This window comes from Candidatus Planktophila lacus (assembly GCF_002287925.1).
Classification (GTDB): Bacteria; Actinomycetota; Actinomycetes; order Nanopelagicales; family Nanopelagicaceae; genus Planktophila; species Planktophila lacus.
On the sequence record NZ_CP016769.1, the window covers coordinates 1,156,881 to 1,178,394 of the forward strand.

Genomic DNA, 21,514 nt, shown 5'->3' on the forward strand with positions numbered 1-21,514 from the left:
CGTACTGTGGTTGAGCGCCCTAGTCTAACTTGAGTTTTAGGCTCCTAAAGCCTGCTTAATCTGCGCGCAGGCTAGCGATAAATCATCAGCAAATGCCACATCGCCGCATTGATCGCGATCCCATCCCGGACCGCCCAAGATAAAGCGGGGCGCTGGGCGGATTGCAGGGATATCACGGAAGAATTTTGGGTCACCATTTTTTGAAAGTTGTGCCCAAAGGAAAACAGCAGGTGGGGCGCTGCGGGTGACAACATTTGATAACGCCTCTAGCGGGGTGCGTGCACCTAAGAAATGGCAATCAACTTTCGCTTCAGCAAGGGCGGCATGAAGTGCATGCAACGCTAAGCAGTGAAGTTCTTCACCTACGGATGCCAATAAAACTGGACGAGAATTTAGCGGCGTCTTTAGCTGCTTTGAACGTTCGCGCAGAATTGCAGTAATGGTTTCAGAGAGTAAATGTTCGACTTCAATTCCGGTGCCTGTTTCTTGCCAGGCATCTCCGACTATTACTAATACGGGAACAATGACTTCCTGCCAACTATCAATAACCCCATATTTTTCAATATCTTTACGCAAGATACTTTCTACAAAATTTCGATCGAGTGAATTGGCTGCTTTGACAATTGCAGCGACAACATCTTCGCGAACTTCAAAGGTCTTTAAAATCTTCTCTACTTTGACTTCACCCTTATGTGCCAGTGCTTGTTCGGCAGCTTCAGCGGGTGCAACGCCTGCGGTGATTAACCGGCGCATCAGAGTTAACTTGGCGAGATCGCTGGCGCAATATCTGCGGTGTTCGCCGGCTTCGTGGCTCGAGGGCCCCAGGCCATAACGGCGAGCCCAGGTCCGCAGAGTTGCTGGGGCTACGCCGATTTGGCGGGCAACGGCTGCAACCGTCAGGAGCTCTTCCATGCGCCTATGGTGGCGTGAACTGGCCCACCTCACCACTTGAAACACGCTCGCACCGTGACGAAACGAACAACTTTTGACCCGATAGGTACTTGAACAACCTATGGCGCGGTTGTATGGTTGGGCTAATCAACAAGGCAAGGAGAAAAACATGGCTGAACTAACACGTCTTCCGCTTCCAATCGCAGATCATTGGGAATGGCAGTACGAAGGCGCCTGTCGCGAACTTCCTGCTGAGATGTTCTTTCATCCAGATGGGGAACGCGGCCCACGTCGTCGCAATCGCGAGAATGCAGCGAAGGCTGTCTGCGCAACATGCCCAGTAATCCAGGCCTGCCGCGCACATGCGCTAGCAGTGCAAGAGCCATACGGAATCTGGGGCGGTTTATCCGAAGATGATCGCGCAGTATTGCTTGGCAAAGAAGAGCCAACAATTTACGAAGCATCATAAGAAATTAAATAAAAATCCCCCGCACTCAATGAGTACGGGGGATTTTCTATTTACAAATTAGTGGCTACTTAGTGAGAGTGGCCGCCGGGACCATGTGAATGACCATGCCCGCCAGCTGCTTCCGCAACTTCATCTGCTGGACGCTCGTAGACAACTGCTTCAGTTGTAATGAACATCGCTGCAATTGATGCCGCGTTAGCAAGTGCTGAACGAGTGACCTTAACTGGATCGATTACGCCATCTTTTGCAAGATCGCCGTAGACATCAGTTGCTGCGTTAAAGCCTTCATGGGCCTTAAGCGCGCGAACCTTTGCAACTACAACGTAGCCTTCTAGGCCAGCGTTCTCTGCAATCCAACGAAGTGGTTCATCGCAAGCTTTGCGAACTAGGCGAACACCGACAGCCTTATCGCCAGTGAATCCGAGATCGCCTTCTAGAGCATCAGCTGCATGCACAAGTGCTGCGCCTCCGCCGATAACGATTCCTTCTTCAACTGCTGCGCGAGTTGCTGAGATCGCATCTTCAAGACGGTGTTTCTTCTCTTTCAACTCAACTTCAGTGTGTGCGCCAACTTTGATTACGCAAACGCCACCAGCGAGTTTTGCAACGCGCTCTTGTAGCTTTTCGCGATCCCAGTCAGAGTCGGTGTTAGCGATCTCGTTGCGGATTTCAGCGACGCGTGCAGCAACAACTGCCTTATCCCCTGCTCCATCAACGATCGTTGTTGCATCCTTAGTGATAACGATGCGACGAGCCTTACCGAGATCTTCAATATTTACCTGATCTAGCTTCATACCAACTTCAGCAGAGATCACTGTGCCGCCGGTCAAGATTGCAATATCTTGCAACATCGCCTTGCGACGATCGCCAAAGCCAGGTGCCTTAACTGCCGCTGATGTAAATACTCCGCGCATGCGGTTTACAACGAGAGTTGAAAGCGCTTCGCCTTCAACATCTTCAGCGATGATCAGAAGTGGCTTATTTGCTTGCGCAACCTTTTCAAGTACTGGCAGCAACTCTGCGAGCGCAGAGATCTTGTTGCCAGAGATCAATACAAAAGCATCCTCGAGGATTGCTTCCATACGATCTTGATCAGTTACGAAATATGGAGAGATGTAACCCTTATCGAATTGCATGCCTTCAGTGAACTCGAGTTCGAGCGCTGTGGTTGATGCTTCTTCTACGGTGATTACGCCATCTTTGCCGACCTTGTCCATCGCTTCAGCAATTAACTCGCCGATTGCGCGATCTTGGGCAGAGATAGTTGCAACGTCAGCGATCTGCGCCTTGTCTTTTACGACAGTTGCATTTTCAGCAAGTCGTGCAGATACGGCAGCAACTGCTGCTTCGATACCTTGCTTTAGATCCATTGGCTGTGCGCCAGCGGCTAGGTTGCGAAGGCCTTCTTTAACCATGGCTTGTGCAAGCACGGTCGCTGTTGTTGTTCCGTCACCGGCAACATCGTTGGTCTTTGTTGCAACTTCCTTTACGAGCTGTGCGCCCATATTTTCTGCTGGATCTGAAAGTTCGATCTCTTTGGCAATTGTCACGCCATCGTTTGTGATGGTTGGTGCGCCAAAAGACTTTGAGATAACAACGTTACGTCCCTTAGGACCTAGTGTTACCTTGACTGTGTCAGCGAGGATATTTACTCCACGCTCCATCGCGCGACGAGCTTTCTCGTCGAATTCAAGAATTTTTCCCATTACTACTTCTCGATTACAGCGAGAATGTCACGGGCTGAAAGTACGAGGTACTCCTCGTTGTTGTACTTAACTTCAGTTCCGCCGTACTTGCTGTAGAGAACAACGTCTCCGACCTTGACATCCATAGGAACGCGAACGCCGTCATCGAAACGACCAGGACCTACGGCAACAACGGTGCCTTCCTGTGGCTTCTCTTTTGCAGTATCAGGGATAACAAGACCTGAAGCTGTGGTTGTCTCAGCCTCTGAGGCCTTTACAACGATGCGATCTTCGAGTGGCTTAATGGCAACTGCCATGGTGGTGCTCCTTTTATCTAGTTGTTACGGATAAAACTTCCTCTTTGGGAAGCCTGCGCGAATTAGCAGACTCGACCCTTGAGTGCTAACGCTAAGCCTAGGGGGCGTTATTCCCAGCGGCAAATTAAAGACTTACGCGCTCAACTGGCAGCGCAGAGTCAGCATCGAAGGCTTGTGGGCCAGGGGCTCGGCCAGCGGCGACCATCAGCGAGCCTAGGGCCGCGACCATCGCCCCGTTATCGGTGCAAAGGGCTGGGCTTGGAATCCGTAGGCGAACCCCAGCCTGGGCACAGCGTTCTTCGGCTACTGCGCGAAGCCGTGAATTGGCAGCAACTCCCCCTGCGATTACCAGTGAATCGATTCCGGTGGCTTTGCATGCAGCAAGTGATTTCTGCAGAAGTACATCGACGATAGATTCTTGGAAAGAAGCGGCAACGTCGGCTTTTGCATAATCCGGAGTGCTCTCTAAATAACGAGCTACCGCCGTCTTTAAACCAGAGAAAGAGAAATCATAAGGACGAGTTGCCCAATCGTTGCTCGTTGTTAAACCGCGTGGAAAATCAATTGCGGTTGGTGAACCAGAAAGAGCAGTGCGATCAATTGCCGGGCCTCCAGGAAAACTAAGGCCCATAACACGAGCAATTTTATCGAAGGCCTCACCGGCAGCGTCATCCATCGTCGCACCGAGTTTGGTAATTGATGAAGTTATGTCATCTACCTGTAGAAGCGATGAGTGTCCGCCACTAACCAAAAGTGCGATCGTTGGATCAGTTGGTTGATCGTGAGTTAGGAAATCAACGCTGACGTGCGCTGCTAAATGATTAACGCCATATAAAGGTTTACCAAGACCGAGTGCTAGACCGCTCGCCGATGCAACACCGACAAGAAGGGCACCGACTAAGCCTGGGCCTGCAGTCACAGCGACTGCATCAATATCCTTTAGCGAAATCTTGGAGTCTTTAACTGCCTTTTCGATACTAGGCAGCATCGCCTCCAAATGTGCACGGCTTGCGATTTCAGGTACGACTCCCCCGAAACGAGCATGTTCGTCAACGCTGGAAGCAATTACATTGGCAAGCAAGGTGCGGCCGCGAACAATGCCGATTGCGGTTTCATCGCATGATGTTTCAATACCCAGGACTATTGGCTCGCTCATGCGCCAAACTCCTTACGCATTACAAAGGCATCAAGGCCTTGACCGTAATAGCTTTTACGTGTGGCAATAGTTTGATAACCCAGCTTTTCATACAAGGCGATAGCGCCACTATTTTCAACGCCGACTTCCAGCATCATCGCCGATGCCTCTTTCTCTTTCGACCATTTCTCAAGTTCGCCCATGAAATGCGTAGCGATGCCTTGCCGTGCGTATTCGGGCAGCACCGCAACCGTTAAGACATCGGCTTCTACGCCTGGGGCTACGACCAATACTGCGGCATAACCAACGATCTGGTCTTGCTCATTTGTGGCAACTAAGAAGTGGCGAATTGTTGGAACACCTTGAAAGGCTTCTTTAAATTGTCCAGTTGTCCATGGTGAATCGGCGAAGAGAACTCGCTCCATTGAAACTAGAACAGGAAGATCGATTTGAATCGCGGCACGGTAGCTAATCATTTGCGCTCCGCAGTTGGCACGGCATCTGGACGACGCAAGTACATTGGCTCTGAAACATTTTGTGAAGCACTTAGCGCGACTAACTTCTTTAAATCTGGATACTGATCAATGATGAACCCAGATACCTCAGCAGGTTTACTAACTTCAGGGCCGGCAACTCGTTGCCCATCTTTATAACTAGCCCAGTATATCTCTTTGCGACGAGCATCGATCGCAACGGTGTATTCGTTTTGATCAACTGCAATTGCATCCAGTGAACAGACTCCTATTACCGGGATATCGCGGGCCATTGCAAAGCTGTGTGCAAATGTAATTCCCACTCTTAATCCAGTAAACGGTCCTGGCCCCATGCCGACAACTACTTGATCTGGCTTTGGGCAAACCGCTAAGGCTTTAACAACTAATTCGGTTATCGCAAAACCGTGTTCTGTTGCACCTTCATGAAAGCCTTCAAATAAGACTTTATCGCCGTCGAGAATTCCAACGATGGTGCGTGAGGTTGCGGTATCAATTGCAAGTGAGATCGTCATAGTTTGAAACCCGACCAACGTGGGCCAACCGCACGAATAGTGACTTCACGTTCCTCATCGGTGCGATCGATATCTATTTCTAAGCGATCATCGGAAAGGCGAGCAGATTCTTCGCCGCCCCATTCGATAACGGTAACTGCGCTTTCGCGCGGCGTATCCAAATCGAGATCATCTAAGTAAAGCGCTGCTTTACCGCTTTCAAGTAAGCGATAGGCATCGACGTGAATTAACGAGAGCGCACCCTTATGAATACGAGAGATAACAAAGGTTGGCGAAGTAACTTCGTGAAAACCCAACGCTGATCCAATTCCTTGTACAAGAACCGTTTTACCTGCGCCGAGCGGGCCATTTAGAAGTATTAAATCCCCGGCGCGCAGTTGAGAACCGAGTTGTTGGCCCAGGCCGAACATCTCTTGCGCCGTAGAAATCTTCACTCACGAAGGATAGTTGGTTATAAAAAGTAGAGAATGCGAAAGGGCCCCGAGTTTCCTCAGGGCCCTTTCGTACTTCAGATTTATCCGAAGTTGTACTTCAGATCAGTTGGGCGATAATCGAGATCATCGTTTAGGTAAGGAACCTTCTTGGCGATGTATTGAACATACTTGCCAGTTGGGATCTTTCCTGATTTAGCAGAGACAGCCAACATGCGAACCCAGGCCATTGTCTGGTCCGTGGTGAACGATTGGTGTCCGACGCCAGATGGTGATGGAGCTCCAGCAAGATCAGGCAAGCCTGCTGCTGTGAACTTTGTGTAGGTCTCTGGTGTCATCGCATAGAGAGCAAGTGTGTTCCAAACTGGCTTCTTACCAGACTTGCTTGCTTCCCACTTTGCAAGTGCTGCTTCGTAAACTGCGCGCTTCTTATCTACATAGCGAGCAGAGTTACCTGAGAACACAAGACGATCTGCTTCATTAGAAAGCAGAATCGTAGGATGCGTTGAGGCAAATGTTGATTTATCGAGCGCCTTGAACTTGGCGATTGCATCAGCGTTACCTGTAACGCGTGGCACAACAGCTAGAACTCCAAGCATTGCTGCGATCGCTTCATCACCTGAAAGTCCGAGGTTGTAACGACCAGCATCGCCCTCATCGAGCATCGCTGCCCAATCAGTCTTTGTGTTGTCGTAGAAGCCAGGACCTGTGAGTTCAGAGATTGATTGACCAGCAAGTGTGCCGGTTGCAATTGCTTCTCCCATGTTTTCAAGGATTGCAACTGTTGCGTTGATGCTGTGTTCAGCAATAACTGCGTTAGTTGAAATTCCATCCATGTGAGCGCTCTTTGTTGGAACTCCAGTTAGAAGACCAGTTAGAAGTAGCGCTGAACGTTGTGGAATTGGTGATCCCTTAAGTGGTGCTGGATATTCAAGTCCTGGTGCACCGAGGTTCTTGCTCCAAGTAGTAAGTAGTGCAACTACTTTGAGAAGTTCGCCAACTGATGCCATATGGCCAGGAACTCCCTTAACGCCCATCGCCGCGCAACCCTTGATGGTTGGGTCAGCAAAGATGCTCAAGAGATAGAAGATGTCGCATGCAGATTGAAGTGCATCAGCAGGAGAAGGAGTAAGTCCAGCCATGATGCCGACTGAATCAGCATAAGTTGGATACTTTTCAACGAATGGAGTGATGATTGCTCCCGCTTGGGATGAGCCGTAAACAACCTTCTTCGTAATTCGGGTTGTGTACTTAGCCATCGCAGTATCGATAACTTCCTTGAGCATTTCTACACGGAAGGTGTTGTTCCAACCACGCATACCCTTGACGGTTCCATCGTATGCTGCAATGCCATAACCGGCGCGCAGCATCTCTTTTGTGACATCAGTTTTAGTAGTAGCGCTTGCAGGTGTCATTTCTTCGATACCAGTTGGGACAGCTGAAACACCTGGGTAGGTTGGACGGAATCCGTGCTCCCAGAAGAACATTGTTCCACCGAAGTTTGTTGGCACGATAAACCGGTATGCAGCGCCATTTGCAAGCGTTCCATTACATGTCTCAACACCGGCTGTAGTTGTACAGGTAGGTGCTGCTGCAGTTGCCGAAGGTGTAATCGCAACGCTAAGTGTTAGTGCAAGCGTTGCTGCACCAAGTGTTGCGATTGATTTACGCATTTTTAGTGATTTCATGTGATTAACCAACCTTTGGTAGGGCATCGGCTGCAATTGCAGGACGTGTGTACTTGAGTTCAGTTACAGGTCCCTTTGCAGAGTCTGTTGTCCAAACTTTACGAGTTGCATCAACTGGCTTTAGCACGGTTGTTGCATCGTATTTACCGATCCAGAAACCAGTGAAAGCTTCGTGAGTCTTTGTGCTGTAACCAAGTGGTGACAGCGCCGCACTTGGAAGCTTTGCAGCATTTGCTTCGACATATTTGATGATTCCTGGACGAGTTAGATCCTTACCAACACCCAATAGTGCAGAAGTAGTTAGGTATCCAATATTCATTCCCTGAAGAACGTTGTTATCCCAACGCTTATCTGGACCCTTGTTGAACTCATCGTTGATCTTCTTATATGCCTTCACGAACTCGTCATCGGCTTCACCTGGTGATGGAGCATGTGATGCTGAGATAGTTCCGGCTAGAAGAGCTGCTGAAACTGCAGGTGCAATTCCGCGAGCGCCAAGGATTGTCTGGAATGTAGTTGCATCTGCACCTACTGAGATTACGATCCACTGTGCTGGCTTGTAGCCAATCTTGTTTGCAGAAGAAACTGCTGCAGCAAATGCTGAGGCAACTGCGCCAACGACAACAACATCTACGTTGTTATCTTTGAGCTGCTGCATCTGAGCATCAAGGCCTGAACCCTGAGTACCCGCAATAAATGTTGCTGCAGTCTTCTTCGCTGTGAATGTCACACCAGCTGTAGCAAGACCTTCAACAGTGTTACGGCCGAAGTCATCTGTCTGATAAACGATACCGACAGTGTTCTTTGAGAAGTTTTCCTTGATGTGCTTTCCAAGGATCTTCGCTTCAACGACGTATGTGCCGAGGGCGCCGAAAGTTGTTGGGTACTTCTTTGGATCGGTGTAGAAGCCGCTGTATCCGCTGTTTACGAATAGATCTGGAATTCCACGACGGTTGATATCTTTGATAACAGAGATATGTGTCTGGGTTCCGACGCTTCCGACCATTGCAAAGACTTTATCTTTGTTGATCAGCGCAGATGCAGTAGAAACTGTTAGACCTGCCTTGTATGTATCGTCTTTGACGACCAAAGTTATCTTGCGTCCGTAAACGCCGCCCTTGGAATTTACATAATCAAAGTAGGCGCGCATTGCGTCATCTACTTTGTTATAGCCTGGGCTTGCTGGACCTGTTTGAGGTAGTTGCATTCCAAGAACAATTTCAGTGGCTGAAACACCAGGAGTGCTTGCTCCTTGCGCTGGAACTGCTGAAAGCGCTAGCGCGCCAGCAAGTACAACAGCGGCAGTTGAAATAAAACTGCGCGGTGATCTAGACAGAGATGCACGATTTCTCACTACATTCACTCTTTCTCTATTCAATGAATGCAATGGAGAAAACGAGGTATCCCCATTGCCACCAACCCTGAACTGGGTTGAACGGCTTCACTTTAACCGAATGTGAACGTAAAGTGAATGCGCGGCGACGAAACGCCGAAGGTAGTGGGGTGATCTCACGCCCGAGGGCGCCGCTTTATAACAATTATTTATGCTTGTGTTTATGCAGGTGGGTGCCCGCGACCCCGGCAGGATTGATAACCACGGTCAAAATCAATAAGAGGCTAGATACCAGGGCGGGCATGAAGTTAGAGACTTGCTCGCTTAATTCGAATTGGTGAAGCACCGCATCGATCCAATCCGGCAGGAATACAACGATTACCGTTCCGATAAAGGCTCCGAAGATGCTGCGAATGCCACCAAGAACTGCAGCTGTGAGAAGTAATAGCGAAAGTGAAACTGGGTAAACGCTGGGACCGACCAAACCGCGCAATCCGTAAAGGGCGCCAGAAAGACCAGCGAAGGTTGCCGATACAACGAAGACAAATATTTTTTGGCGCGAGAAGTTGACGCCACTTAGCGCTGCTGCTGTTTCGTTATCTCTAATCGCGCGCCACATACGACCAGTACGTGAGAGCAAAATATTGGAGGCCAAGAACAACGCGATCGCTGCAAATGGAAGTGCTACATAGAGCTGCCATTGTTCGTAACTTGGTTCGCCAAATAAATTTGTAAACCAAACTGGTGGATAACCAACATCTACCGGTAGTCCCTCATCGCCTTTAAGCACCGACATAAATCGGTTCGCCAGAGTTGGGATCGCAAGAGCGATAACAAGAGTTGTGCCTGCAAGATATGGCCCAGTTAAGCGCGCTGCTGCAATTCCCAAGAGCAGACCGGCAAGTGCTGATCCAACTATCGCCAAAGGAATTGCTACCCATAGCGAGTAGCTCTGATTGATCATCAATAGCGCCATGCAATATCCGCCCACCGCCATTAACGCGCCTTGACCAAGTGAGAGTTGGCCAGAGATTCCGGTTAACAAAGTTACGGAAAGGACTCCGATAAAGAGTATGAGAACTAAAGCCAACTGGGCTTGGTTGTAGGCATCGAAAGTAGATGCCGCGAAGAGAATTGCTACGACAAAAAAGATTGTCCGGCGCAGACTCTTGCGAGCGATCGAGTGGTTCTTGGCTTTAGACACGGCGCGCATCCTTTGCTCCCAAGATTCCACGTGGACGAATAATCAAGACCAGAATCAATACCGCCAAGATCGCTAAGAAAACATCTTCCGGTGTGTCATAGAAGCTAACAAATGAGATAACCATTCCGACAAGGAAGCCGCCAATTACAGCACCAGCCGGGCTATCAAGTCCGCCTACAACTGCTGCGGTAAAGCCGATGATCAAAACTAAATCCAAAGTATTCGGTGAAAGGTTTGAAGTTGGCGTAATCAGAAGGCCAGCAAGTGAAGATGCCGCACCAGAAAACGCCCAGCTAAGTGAGCGAGTGAAGTTAGTTCTAATTCCACTGAGTCGAGCAACCTCTGAATTCAAAGCTGTGGCGCGCATTGCAAGTCCTACGCCGGTTTTCTTAAAGAAGAGCGTCGTTAAAGCCAAGGTAGATAAAACAACGGTAATTACAAATACATCGAATGAGGTAAATGGCATCACATTGCCAGCAACGGTGAAACCTTCTTGCGCATATGGCGCTGGAAACCCTCGTTCCTCAGCAGCCCAAATAATTCCTGCTAAAGCTTGTAGAACTCCCAAAATACCAAGGGATGCGATTACCGGAATCGCCGCGCGCATTGATTCGCTGCTCAAAAGTTCGGTCTTCTTTTTATTGGATAGTGGGCGCATTACCAAGATATCTAACAAGGCTCCCATTACAGCGCCTACTAAAATTGCAACAACAAATGCCAACCAGTAAGAATTTCCATTGGTAATCATGGTCGATGCGATGTAAGTGCTAAACATCGCTTGGCCCATCTGGGCATAGTTAAGGATTCCAGCTCCGCGCCAAACGATGACAAGACCCAGTGCAACTAATGCATAAATTGCTCCGCGAGATGTGCCAGAGAACAGGGCCGCTAGAAATGTATCCATCAGTACCCCAAATATGCGGCGCGCAAATTAGCATCCGCCCTTAACTCAGCTGCTGGTCGATCGGCAACGACTTTGCCAAGTGCCAAAAGAACTCCGTGATCGGCTACGCCAAGTGCCGTATTGGCATTTTGTTCAACTAGTAAAACTGTGAGACCAGTTGTGCGACAGAGAATATTTATTGAATCAATGATCTGTTCTACAACTAACGGTGCAAGGCCAAGAGATGGTTCATCTAAAAGCAGTAACTTGGGGCGCGAAACCAGCGCGCGACTAATGGCCAACATCTGACGTTCGCCACCTGAGAGAGTTCCAGCCAACTGTTTGCGGCGTTCTTTCAAACGAGGAAATAGTTCGAACATCTCATCCTGTGCAGCAATTACATCTGCTTTGAATTTACGGCGCCGAAATAGCGATCCCATTGAGATATTTTCTTCAACGGTTAACTCTGAGATAACGGCGTGGCCTTCAGGAACATGGGCGATGCCATCTCGCACAATATCTTCGGCGCGCTTGCCGATTAGAGATTTTCCGCTCCAGGTGATTGAGCCAGACGCTGGATGTTCTAGGCCAGAGATGGTGCGTAACAAAGTGCTCTTACCGGCGCCGTTTGCACCGATAACTGTTGTTATCTTCGATTCTTGTGCTGTAAACGAAACGCCGTCGAGTGCAATTACCGAACCAAAACTGGTTACTAAATCTTTAACTTCAAGCATTGTTGACTCCTAATTGATCGGTGCCACTTTGATTTGAAGTTCCAAGATATGCCGCAAGAACTGCTGGGTCGCGCTTAACGGTATCGAAGGATCCGCTGGCGATAACTTTGCCAAAATTCAATACGTAGACTTGATCTGAAATCGCACCAATGAAATCAACGTGGTGCTCAACGATGATAATTGCACAGCGTTGCTTTAACTGCCTTAGCAAGTCGGCGAACTTATCAATATCATCTTGGCCAAGTCCAGCAGCTGGTTCATCAAGAAGTAAAATCTTTGGTTCTGAAACTAGAGCTCTTGCAATGGATACGCGCTTTGTTTCGGGATACGTTAACTCTGATGGCGTCTTATCTGCTAAATCCAGCGCTCCTGCCCAGGCCAGCGCATCTTGTGCTTTAGCGCGGAGTTTGCGTTCTGATTTTGCAGATAGCCCAAAGAGATCTTTTAGGAAATTGCTCTCACGCTTCTTATCTGCACCCATCATGACATTTTCAATAACACTTAACCCGCTAAATAGACCAACGCCTTGCAAGGTACGGCTTATCTCAAAATTTGCTAGCTCGTAACTTTTTAGCCAATCAACTTTCTTGCCATGGATTGAGATCTCACCAGATGTCGGTGCGACTAAGCCTGAGATGCAATTAAACAAAGTGGTCTTGCCTGCGCCATTTGGACCAATTAGCCCAACGATCGAATTAGGCGCAACGTCGATGAAAACATCATCGAGGGCAATGAGTCCACCAAAGTTGACTCGTAAATTTGCAATCGCTAAAACGCTCATGGTTCGTAAATTCTAGGCACACGCGGGCCAATTCGGGTAACTATCTCGTAATTAATTGAGCCCGAAGCTGCACCCCAATCATCTGCCGTGTACTCACCATCTGCACCGGATCCGAAAACTGTGACCCAATCCCCAGATTGCGCAGTGGAATCCGCTCCTAGATCAACAACGAATTGATCCATAGATACTCGTCCAATAATTTGTGCTTTTCCTCCCAGAAAACTCACACCCGCGCTTTGTGCAACACGTGGAATTCCATCGGCATATCCCATCGCTACCAGACCCAGTTTGGTCGCTGACTTTGTAACAGCCGTTGCTCCGTAACCAACTGGGCTTCCGGCGGGAACTTTCTTTACAAGATGTAACTTGGCGCGCAAAGTCATCGCAGGAATTAGCCCAAGTTCTTTAGATGTACCGAGTGTTTTTACATCTGGACTAAGGCCATACATCGCAATTCCGGTACGCACCATGTCGAAGCTGGATGCTTCATCAACTAGCGTGGCAGCAGAGTTTGAAAGGTGGCGAATCAAATTTGGGTATCCAAAAGATTCAAGGGATGCAACCATCTTTTTAAATCTATTTAACTGACTTAAATTTTGTGGCTGTCCAGGTTCATCTGCGCGCGCGAAATGGGAGAAGATTCCAACTATCTCAACCCCGTGCAGATGGAGCGCATCAATCTTCGGCCATTCATCTAGAAATCCGCCGCGAGTCATTCCGGTATCAACTTCTAAATGAACGCGCGGACGCTTGCTGCTCTTTACTGCGCTAACTTCATCCAACGCCTTTATTGATGCAACTGCTATATCGATGTCGTTATCTACCGCGCTTTGAAAATCTGATCCCGGTGGAACTAACCATGCCAAGATCGGTGCAGTTATTCCAGCAGCGCGAAGTGCGATCGCTTCTTCAAGGAGTGCAACACCTAACCAAGTAGCTTCGCCATCAAGTGCCGCTTTTGCAACTGGCACGAGCCCGTGTCCATAAGCATCTGCTTTCACAACTGCCATTAAATCAACGCCAGCTTTCGCTTTTAGCGTTGCCACATTTGCTTTAATTGCAGAGAGATTTACTACTGCTTCTGCGCGATTTGTCATCGCTCCACCACCACCATCGCCGATGCGATTCCGGCGTCATGAGAGAGTGAGAGATGCACGCGCGCACCATCTACTAGCACTGCGATCTCGCCGCGAAAGAGAAAGTCTGGTTTACCGCTCTCGTGATTTATGACTTCGGCTTCGTGCCAAGAAAGTCCATGGCCAGCGTTAAGCGCTTTCGCTAAAGCCTCTTTGGCAGCAAAGCGCGCTGCCAGTGAATGAATTGGTTTTACTTGTTCAGCAGGAGTAAATAACTTTTCGCGTAGAGATGGGGTGCGCTCGAGTGATTGGGAGAATCGCTCGATATCAACGACATCTATTCCAATCCCATCGATCATGGGATGGAGTCTAATTGGCGTTAGGAGAGTTGGCTATTAGATGGGTAATAGCGATCTACCGCGATCACCAAAACCAAGAGAGATGCGCCGATGAATAAACCGCCGAGTAGATCCGAGAACCAATGAGTGTCGCGGACTAAAGAGACTATGCAAACGGTCAAACTAATTGTGGCAACGCCTGCGCTAGCCAGACGGCCGCGATAACGATCGACGTGGGCATAGCGATAAATTAAATATGCAAGGACTCCCCAAGTAAGAAGTGCATTTGAGGCATGGCCACTTGGGTATGACATTCCGCCGAAGTGAAGTAGATCGATTCCAACCTTTGGCTTGGTGCGACCTAGGCCAAATTTAAATAGACCTACAACTAAGTTAAGAGAGATCAACGAAAGAATTGCCAAATTCAGTGGACGCCAGGTTTTAAATCTCCGCGCAATGTAGAAAGCGGCGATAAGAAGTGCGGTAGCAGTAACGCCACGCAAACCAAGGTCATCTAATCTGCGAATAATGAATCCACTTACTCCACGAAATTCTGGACGCTCTAGATCATGGATCCATTTGTCGATTTCAATTAGCGGCCCATTAATGATTACTTGATGAGTAATTAGGAGAAATCCAGCAAATAGCGCTGCAGACCAGCGCGCAGCGCGCACCATCTGGGCGCGACGCGAATCAAGGACTGCCTGCATAATTATTCGACCGTTACTGATTTAGCTAAATTGCGTGGCTGATCAACATCATTTCCGCGCGCAATCGCCATTTCGTAGGCAAAGACTTGTAGGGGAACTGTGGCCAAGATTGGTTGAAAGAGCGGTGAGCACGCTGGGATGCGAATGATGTGTTCTGCGCCAACAACTTCAGCGCCTTCGTGTGCGATGACAATTACGCGCGCACCACGAGCTTTCACTTCTTGGATATTGCTAAGCATCTTTTCATCTAGTGAGTGATCGCTGCCGGAAGGCAAGATCGCGATTACGGGCGTGCCTTTTTCGGCATCGATTAACGCGATCGAACCGTGCTTGAGCTCTCCCCCAGCAAATCCTTCCGCGTGGATATATGCGAGTTCCTTCAGCTTCAAAGCACCTTCTAGAACAACTGGGTAACCAATATTGCGACCGATAAAGAGAACGGTTTCAGATTTTGCAAAAGTGCGAGTAAGTGCGCGAAGTGGTTCGACGGTTTCGAGGATTTGTTCGATCTTGCCTGGTAGTTCGAGCATTTCGTTGTAAAGATCGCGAACCTGAGCATCGGTTAACTCACCACGAACCTGTGCCAAATGCAGACCAATTAAATCAACGGCAACGATCTGGGTTAGCAGCGCTTTAGTTGAAGCGACTGCAATTTCAGGACCGGCATGTGTGTAAAGAACGGCATCTGATTCGCGCGGAATCGTTGAGCTATTTGTATTGCAGATCGCAAGTACTCGCGCACCCGCAGCCTTAGCATGGCGGATAGCCATCAAGGTATCCATCGTTTCGCCAGATTGAGAAATGGCGATAACTAAAGTGTTGGAATCAATGATCGGATCGCGGTAGCGATATTCGCTGGCAATTTCTACTTCTACAGAAATCTTCGCCCATTTTTCAATTACATATTTAGCGATCATTCCTGCGTGATAAGCGGTTCCACAAGCGATTACAACAATCTTCTTGAGCGCTTTAATTTCAGCCTCTGACATATGTAATTCATCGAGTTCGATCTTGCCGTTATCTGTTAAGCGGCCAATCAAAGTGTCGGCAACTGCCTTGGGTTGCTCGAAGATCTCCTTGAGCATGAAGTGGGAGTATCCACCTTTTTGCGCAGATGCTGAATCCCAAGTAATTGCATATTCCTTGGGAACTACTGCTTTGCCATCTAAGCCAATGATGCTGATGCCAGCTGGCGTCATGGTGATGATCTCGTCTTGGCCAAGTTCTACCGCGCGCTTGGTGTAATCGATAAAGGCTGCAACATCGGAGGCCATAAAGTTTTCGCCATCGCCTAAACCAACAACGAGCGGTGAATTGCGGCGTACTCCAACAATTACTTCAGGGGCATCGGCGTGAACTGCAACGAGAGTAAATGAGCCGCGTAAGCGCTTTACCGCATCTAACATCGCAGCAGTTAAATCGCCGCCATGAGATTTACGAAGTTCAGAGAGTAAATGTGCAACTGATTCAGTGTCAGTATCTGATGAAAATTCGTGGCCGCGTGATTGGAGCTCGGCCTTTAGCTCTGAATAATTCTCGATGATGCCGTTATGGATAACGGCAAGCTTTCCTTCATTGTCAGTGTGCGGATGTGCGTTGCGATCTGTTGGTCCACCATGTGTTGCCCAACGAGTGTGGCCAATTCCAGAGTGAACAACCGGCATATTTGCAGGCAGTGAGCCTTCAAGATTTGTTAACTTACCGGCGCGCTTTTCAATAAATAGAGCGCCCGATGTACCAAGTGCGATTCCGGCTGAGTCGTAACCACGATATTCAAGGCGACGTAGACCTTCGATGAGCGGAGTAATTGCAGACTGTGGCCCTGTGTAACCCACAATTCCGCACACTGTTATCTACCCCAGCTCTGATTGAACGACCTTTGCCAAGTCGTTTGCTATTTCGCTGGCTAGGTTATCACTCTGGGCTTCAACCATCACGCGGACAAGCGGTTCGGTGCCAGATGCTCTTAATAAAACGCGACCATGTTCGCCAAGTTTTGCCTCTGCCGCTGAAACCGCTGCCTTAATCACTGCAGAATCTGCAAGACGCTCTTTGGCAACGTTCTTAACATTTACCAATACTTGTGGGAAACGCACCAATGTTGATGCAAGATCTTGCAAAGGTTGACCTGATTTAACAACTTCTTGCGCAAGTGCAAGAGCGGTCAATATTCCATCGCCCGTTGTTGCGAATTCGCGCATGATTAAGTGGCCAGATTGTTCTCCGCCAAGTGAATAGCCTTTTTCCAGCATCTTCTCTAATACATAACGATCGCCAACGGCAGTTGTTTCAACGTTGATATCTGCGTTCTTCATGGCATGGAAGAAGCCGAGGTTGCTCATCACAGTTGCCACAATCGTGTTTGATTTCAGCGAACCAGATGCTTTAAATCCGCGCGCCAAAATAGTCATGATTGCATCACCATCGACCTCATTGCCTTGCGCATCTATCGCTAGCGCACGGTCGGCATCGCCATCGTGGGCAATTCCAAAATCAGCGCCTTCGCGAAGCACTGCAGTGCGAAGCTGGTGTAAATGTGTAGAGCCGCAATCATCGTTGATATTCCAGCCATCTGGGGCATCGAAGATTGAGATTACTTCGGCACCTGCGCGGCGGTAAGTATCAGGTGCAACAGTTGAAGATGCGCCATTTGCACAATCGACGACGATCTTTAAACCCTTTAGCGGTGTTGAAACGGATGAGAGAAGGTGTGAGATATAACGTTCGCGAGCGCTTTCATCGTTGATCGCACGTCCCACACCGCTGCCGGTAGGGCGCTCCCATGGTTCGCCGATGCGCGCTTCGATCGCTGCTTCAATGGAATCGTCTAACTTTCCGCCACCGCGTGAAAATAACTTAATGCCGTTATCGGGCATTGGATTGTGTGATGCCGAAATCATTACGCCGAGGTCGGCACCGGATTCGGCAACTAAATGTGCAATTGCAGGAGTTGGTAGAACTCCTACGCGATAGACATCAACGCCGGCACTAGTTAGACCAGCAACAACTGCTGCTTCTAGGAATTCACCAGATGCGCGTGAGTCATGGCCGACGATTGCTATAGGTCGAGAATTGCTTGCAATCTCGCCAGAAGAACTAGGCCGGTGTGATTTATTAGGATTTGTTTCGACGAGAATATGTGCAGCGGCAACGGCGACATCAAGTGCTAATTCAGCAGTTAAATCACGATTGGCTAAGCCACGTATTCCATCGGTTCCAAAGAGTGCCACGTTGGGGCGCCTTTGAAATTAACGCTTGCTGTATTGCGAACGCTTACGGGCCTTCTTCAGACCGTACTTCTTGCGTTCGATAACACGTGCATCACGTGAAAGGAATCCAGCTTTCTTGAGCGCTGGACGGTGTGCTTCAACATCGATCTCGTTAAGTGAACGAGCAACGCCAAGACGAAGTGCACCGGCTTGACCAGATACTCCGCCACCGTTGATACGAGCAAATACGTCGTACTGGCTTTCAGCACCAACAGTGCGGAATGGCTCAGAGACTAGTTGCTGGTGAACTTTATTTGGGAAATAGTTTTCCAGGGTCTTACCGTTTACAACCCAACGTCCTGTTCCAGGTACGAGACGAACGCGAGCGACTGCTTCTTTACGACGACCAGTGCCTGCACCAGGTGCCTTGATTGCTGGGCGGTTAGTTGCAGCAGCTGGAGTTGCTGAAGAGTATGAAGTAGGAACTTCGTTCTCGTCTAGATCTGTAACTTCGTTATAAGTTGTATCTGACATTTGTTATGGGTCCCTTACTTTGCGATCTGTGAAACTTGAGTGAATACATATGGTGTTGGTGATTGAGCAGCGTGTGGGTGCTCAGGTCCTGCGTAAACCTTTAGCTTTGATGCAACCTGCTGGCCAAGACGGTTCTTTGGAAGCATTCCCTTGATCGCCTTTTCAACAGCGCGTGTTGGGTGCTTTTCGATTAGCTCGCCGTAAACAGTTGAGCGAAGACCACCTGGGAAACCTGAGTGGCGGTGTTCAAACTTTGAAAGCGCTTTGTTTCCTGAAAGAGCAATCTTTTCTGCGTTGATGATTACAACAAAGTCGCCCATATCCATGTGTGGTGCAAATGTTGCCTTGTGCTTACCGCGAAGAAGAACAGCAGCATGTGTTGCAAGGCGGCCAAGAACTACATCTTGTGCATCGATGACGTGCCATTTACGGACGACATCTCCGGCCTTAGGACTATATGTACGCATGCTTTATTACCTTCTTCTTCTTAGTTTGAACTTAGTTTGAGCTCTTGGTTCTGCGGTTTTGCCTTCGGCGCCTTATCTGGCGCAGGGGATGAACTTTACCTTTCATGCGTAGCAGGGTCAAAATGGCCTAAATCCACGCATACCAGCCGCCCCTTAATGGTCGAAGATCGGCTCTGGGCTCTCATAAACCTGGCCATTTGCCCCAAAGACCAAGAAGCGGGTAAATCCACGAGTAAACCAGCGATCGTGAGTTACAGATAGAACTGTTCCTTCGTAACGATCGAGCGCTTTCTCTAAACTCTCGGCGCTCGCTAGATCTAAGTTATCGGTCGGTTCGTCAAGCAACAACAAAGTAGAGCCAGATAGTTCTAGCAATAAGACTTGAAAGCGCGCTTGTTGTCCACCAGATAGGGAAGAGAATTTCTGTTCTGCTTGCTTATCAATTTCATATTTGCGAAGCACGCCTTTAGCGGGGCCAAGTTGAAGTGAATACGTCTCCCACAAGATTTCTAGCAGAGTCTTTGATTCAAATTCTGGGTGAGCATGGGTCTGTGCGAAGTAACCGATCTCAACGCGTGCACCAATTTTAAAAGTGCCACCGTATTTAACAGTTTCATCGCCAGCGATCATGCGCAGGAAGTGAGATTTGCCGGTGCCGTTCTTACCCAGCACTGCGATGCGATCGCCGAAGAATACTTCGAAGTTAAATGGTTCAGTTAAGTTAGCAAGAGATAAGTTTTCGAAGGTAAGTGCGCGCAGACCTGTGCGGCCGCCACGTAAACCGACTTTTACATCTTGTTCAATTGGTGGGGCTTCTGGCGCACCTGCTTCTTCAAATTTACGCAAGCGCGTCTGCATCGCATGATATTTACTTGCCATATCTGGAGAGATTGCGGCTTGTACCTGAAGCGTCTTAACTAGATCAATGAGGCGTTGGTGTTCTTGTTCCCAGCGGAGCAACATTTCAGCAAAGCGTTCGTTGCGCGCCTTGCGGGCATCATGCCAAGTCGAAAACTTTCCGCCATGCACCCAAGTGGTATTTCCATTAACGCCTTGTTCGAGAGTCACAATTCGGTTAGCGGTATTTTCAAGTAATTCACGATCGTGGCTAACGAAGAGAACGGTCTTCTTAGTTGCACCGATAACTTCTTCCAACCAACGCTTTGAAGGAACATCAAGATAGTTATCTGGCTCATCAAGTAACAAGACTTCCTCAGGTCCTTCTAGCAAGGCACGCAGAACTAATTTTTTCTGCTCTCCCCCGGATAAAGTGTTCACCTTTCGGGCTGCAACTTGATCAAAAGATTTATTGAGCATCTCGGTGCAGCAGACATCCCAAATTAGTTCGAAGTCATATCCCCCGGCATCGCCCCAATCGATAATCGCTTGGGCGTAACTCATCTGATCTTTCTCTGATCCACTAGCGTTCATCGCAGCTTCAGTTGTAACAACTTTTTCAGCGGCATCGCGGATTCGCTTTGGTGCAATTGAAAGCAGTAAGTCCCGCACTGTTGATTCATCGCGTACCGAACCAATGAACTGGCGCATCACACCTAAGCCACCAGTAATGGCAACCGCTCCTTCATCAGGTTTTAAATCTCCACAGATCATGCGGATTAAAGTTGTTTTGCCTGATCCGTTAGGACCAATTAGCGCAACCTTGGCGCCATCACCGACGCGGAATGAAACATCGTTTAGCAATACTCGGCCGTCAGAGAGCGAGTATTCAACAGCGCTTACATCAATGTGGCCCATTAGTTATCTTCTTCTTCGCGGCGGGCAACGGTCTTCTTAGCGCGCTCAAGTAGCTCTGCCGCATCAGGGTAATCGACTTTATAAAGGGATAAGCCATGAGCTGGAAACACCAGCGAATCACTTACACGCTCTTTATCTTCTAGCAACGTTGATATCCATTCGGGATCTTTGCGGCCATCGGCAACGCAGACTATTGCGCCAACCAAGTTGCGCACCATTGAGTAACAGAAGGCATCTGCAACAACATCGGCCACTAAGCAGCCTTCTTCGTCACGGCGCCATTGGTAGGTCTCAAGAGTGCGGATCGTTGTTGCACCTTCACGGTATTTGCAGAAAGCGGCGTAATTGTGGGTGCCAAGCAGCAAAGCGCTGGCGCGGTTCATGACATCTACATCCAACGGGCGATACCAAGATGCGGTATTTAAACGAGCAAGTGGCTGAATAACTTTATTTTCATCAAGGATTCGGTATTCGTAATAGCGACGTAGCGCCGAGAAGCGGGCGTGAAAAGCAGTTGGTGCGATCTCGATCGCATTGATTCGTACATCTTCATCAAGAATTCGATTTAACTTATAGGCAAGGTCTTCGAGCTCTAGGGTTTCTGGCAGATCAACGTGGATCACTTGACCCGTTGCATGTACTCCGGCATCGGTGCGACCGGCAACGATTGTCGGTGCAGGAGATTGCGCCACGGTGCTGAGTGCGGTTTCAACTACTTCTTGCACGGTGCGGCGATCAGGTTGAATTGCCCAACCCGAAAAGTTAGTGCCGTCGTATGCCAGATCTATCCGTAAACGACGAAACCCACTCTCGGGATAGAGAGTGGGCTCGGTCATTTAATTATTTGTTAACTAGTTAAAACTTGAGA

Annotated in this window: 23 protein-coding genes; 1 reads left to right on the top strand and 22 read right to left on the bottom strand. The window is 48.8% G+C overall.

Annotation, left to right across the window (positions count from 1 at the left end):
- Positions 1–36 precede the first annotated feature (36 nt).
- Entirely contained in the window at positions 37–912 is an 876-nt protein-coding gene (locus A1s21148_RS05790) for a MerR family transcriptional regulator (RefSeq protein WP_095671482.1), read from the bottom strand.
- Between the two features lie 148 nt (positions 913–1,060).
- On the opposite strand from A1s21148_RS05790, the gene A1s21148_RS05795 reads away from it, so the two are divergent.
- Positions 1,061–1,360, top strand: coding sequence for a WhiB family transcriptional regulator (locus tag A1s21148_RS05795; protein WP_095671483.1), 300 nt, complete (start codon positions 1,061–1,063; stop codon positions 1,358–1,360).
- Between the two features lie 68 nt (positions 1,361–1,428).
- Here the strand turns inward: A1s21148_RS05795 and groL are convergent, their stop codons facing one another.
- From groL to truA, 21 genes are all read right to left on the bottom strand, one after another.
- A complete protein-coding gene (groL, locus tag A1s21148_RS05800) occupies positions 1,429–3,066 on the bottom strand; it encodes a chaperonin GroEL (RefSeq protein ID WP_095671484.1) in 1,638 nt (545 codons plus the stop codon).
- Positions 3,067–3,068: 2 nt separating this feature from the next.
- Positions 3,069–3,362 (bottom strand): co-chaperone GroES, encoded by a 294-nt coding sequence (gene groES / locus A1s21148_RS05805; protein WP_095526936.1) that lies wholly within the window; start codon positions 3,360–3,362, stop codon positions 3,069–3,071.
- Between the two features lie 124 nt (positions 3,363–3,486).
- On the bottom strand, positions 3,487–4,518 hold the full coding sequence (tsaD, locus tag A1s21148_RS05810) for a tRNA (adenosine(37)-N6)-threonylcarbamoyltransferase complex transferase subunit TsaD (protein WP_095671485.1): 1,032 nt from the start codon (positions 4,516–4,518) through the stop codon (positions 3,487–3,489).
- Entirely contained in the window at positions 4,515–4,973 is a 459-nt protein-coding gene (rimI, locus tag A1s21148_RS05815; protein WP_095671486.1) for a ribosomal protein S18-alanine N-acetyltransferase, read from the bottom strand. Before rimI ends, tsaD begins: the two co-directional genes overlap by 4 nt.
- On the bottom strand, positions 4,970–5,503 hold the full coding sequence (gene tsaB / locus A1s21148_RS05820) for a tRNA (adenosine(37)-N6)-threonylcarbamoyltransferase complex dimerization subunit type 1 TsaB (protein ID WP_095671487.1): 534 nt from the start codon (positions 5,501–5,503) through the stop codon (positions 4,970–4,972). Before tsaB ends, rimI begins: the two co-directional genes overlap by 4 nt.
- Positions 5,500–5,937, bottom strand: coding sequence for a tRNA (adenosine(37)-N6)-threonylcarbamoyltransferase complex ATPase subunit type 1 TsaE (gene tsaE, locus A1s21148_RS05825; protein ID WP_223299378.1), 438 nt, complete (start codon positions 5,935–5,937; stop codon positions 5,500–5,502). Before tsaE ends, tsaB begins: the two co-directional genes overlap by 4 nt.
- An 80-nt stretch (positions 5,938–6,017) precedes the next feature.
- Positions 6,018–7,622: a hypothetical protein gene (locus tag A1s21148_RS05830; RefSeq protein ID WP_095671489.1), complete on the bottom strand. Its 1,605-nt coding sequence runs from the start codon at positions 7,620–7,622 to the stop codon at positions 6,018–6,020.
- 4 nt (positions 7,623–7,626) lie between these two features.
- Positions 7,627–8,976 carry an ABC transporter substrate-binding protein gene (locus A1s21148_RS05835; protein WP_095671490.1) on the bottom strand — a complete coding sequence of 450 codons (1,350 nt, stop codon included), beginning with the start codon at positions 8,974–8,976 and terminating at the stop codon, positions 7,627–7,629.
- Between the two features lie 184 nt (positions 8,977–9,160).
- Positions 9,161–10,159 (bottom strand): branched-chain amino acid ABC transporter permease, encoded by a 999-nt coding sequence (locus A1s21148_RS05840; protein WP_190276875.1) that lies wholly within the window; start codon positions 10,157–10,159, stop codon positions 9,161–9,163.
- The gene (locus tag A1s21148_RS05845; RefSeq protein WP_095671492.1) at positions 10,152–11,063 is read right to left on the bottom strand and encodes a branched-chain amino acid ABC transporter permease; all 912 of its coding nucleotides are present in this window, start codon (positions 11,061–11,063) and stop codon (positions 10,152–10,154) included. Before A1s21148_RS05845 ends, A1s21148_RS05840 begins: the two co-directional genes overlap by 8 nt.
- Complete coding sequence (locus A1s21148_RS05850; protein ID WP_095671493.1) at positions 11,063–11,776, bottom strand: ABC transporter ATP-binding protein; 714 nt, start codon at positions 11,774–11,776, stop codon at positions 11,063–11,065. Before A1s21148_RS05850 ends, A1s21148_RS05845 begins: the two co-directional genes overlap by 1 nt.
- A complete protein-coding gene (locus A1s21148_RS05855; RefSeq protein ID WP_095671494.1) occupies positions 11,769–12,557 on the bottom strand; it encodes an ABC transporter ATP-binding protein in 789 nt (262 codons plus the stop codon). Before A1s21148_RS05855 ends, A1s21148_RS05850 begins: the two co-directional genes overlap by 8 nt.
- Positions 12,554–13,654, bottom strand: a complete 1,101-nt coding sequence (gene alr / locus A1s21148_RS05860) for an alanine racemase (RefSeq protein WP_095671495.1) — start codon at positions 13,652–13,654, stop codon at positions 12,554–12,556. The genes A1s21148_RS05855 and alr overlap by 4 nt, the downstream gene beginning before the upstream one ends.
- Positions 13,651–13,992 carry a holo-ACP synthase gene (locus A1s21148_RS05865; RefSeq protein WP_095671496.1) on the bottom strand — a complete coding sequence of 114 codons (342 nt, stop codon included), beginning with the start codon at positions 13,990–13,992 and terminating at the stop codon, positions 13,651–13,653. The genes alr and A1s21148_RS05865 overlap by 4 nt, the downstream gene beginning before the upstream one ends.
- Before the next feature lie 20 nt (positions 13,993–14,012).
- Positions 14,013–14,681 carry a phosphatase PAP2 family protein gene (locus A1s21148_RS05870; RefSeq protein WP_223298670.1) on the bottom strand — a complete coding sequence of 223 codons (669 nt, stop codon included), beginning with the start codon at positions 14,679–14,681 and terminating at the stop codon, positions 14,013–14,015.
- Positions 14,682–14,683: 2 nt separating this feature from the next.
- Positions 14,684–16,528, bottom strand: coding sequence for a glutamine--fructose-6-phosphate transaminase (isomerizing) (glmS, locus tag A1s21148_RS05875; RefSeq protein ID WP_095671497.1), 1,845 nt, complete (start codon positions 16,526–16,528; stop codon positions 14,684–14,686).
- A gap of 6 nt (positions 16,529–16,534) precedes the next feature.
- The gene (gene glmM / locus A1s21148_RS05880) at positions 16,535–17,911 is read right to left on the bottom strand and encodes a phosphoglucosamine mutase (protein ID WP_095671498.1); all 1,377 of its coding nucleotides are present in this window, start codon (positions 17,909–17,911) and stop codon (positions 16,535–16,537) included.
- Between the two features lie 18 nt (positions 17,912–17,929).
- Entirely contained in the window at positions 17,930–18,424 is a 495-nt protein-coding gene (gene rpsI, locus A1s21148_RS05885; protein WP_095671499.1) for a 30S ribosomal protein S9, read from the bottom strand.
- Positions 18,425–18,438: 14 nt separating this feature from the next.
- Positions 18,439–18,891, bottom strand: coding sequence for a 50S ribosomal protein L13 (gene rplM / locus A1s21148_RS05890; RefSeq protein ID WP_095671500.1), 453 nt, complete (start codon positions 18,889–18,891; stop codon positions 18,439–18,441).
- 153 nt (positions 18,892–19,044) lie between these two features.
- Positions 19,045–20,646: an ABC-F family ATP-binding cassette domain-containing protein gene (locus A1s21148_RS05895; protein ID WP_095671501.1), complete on the bottom strand. Its 1,602-nt coding sequence runs from the start codon at positions 20,644–20,646 to the stop codon at positions 19,045–19,047.
- Positions 20,646–21,482, bottom strand: a complete 837-nt coding sequence (gene truA / locus A1s21148_RS05900; RefSeq protein WP_095671502.1) for a tRNA pseudouridine(38-40) synthase TruA — start codon at positions 21,480–21,482, stop codon at positions 20,646–20,648. The genes A1s21148_RS05895 and truA overlap by 1 nt, the downstream gene beginning before the upstream one ends.
- Positions 21,483–21,514: the final 32 nt, after the last annotated feature.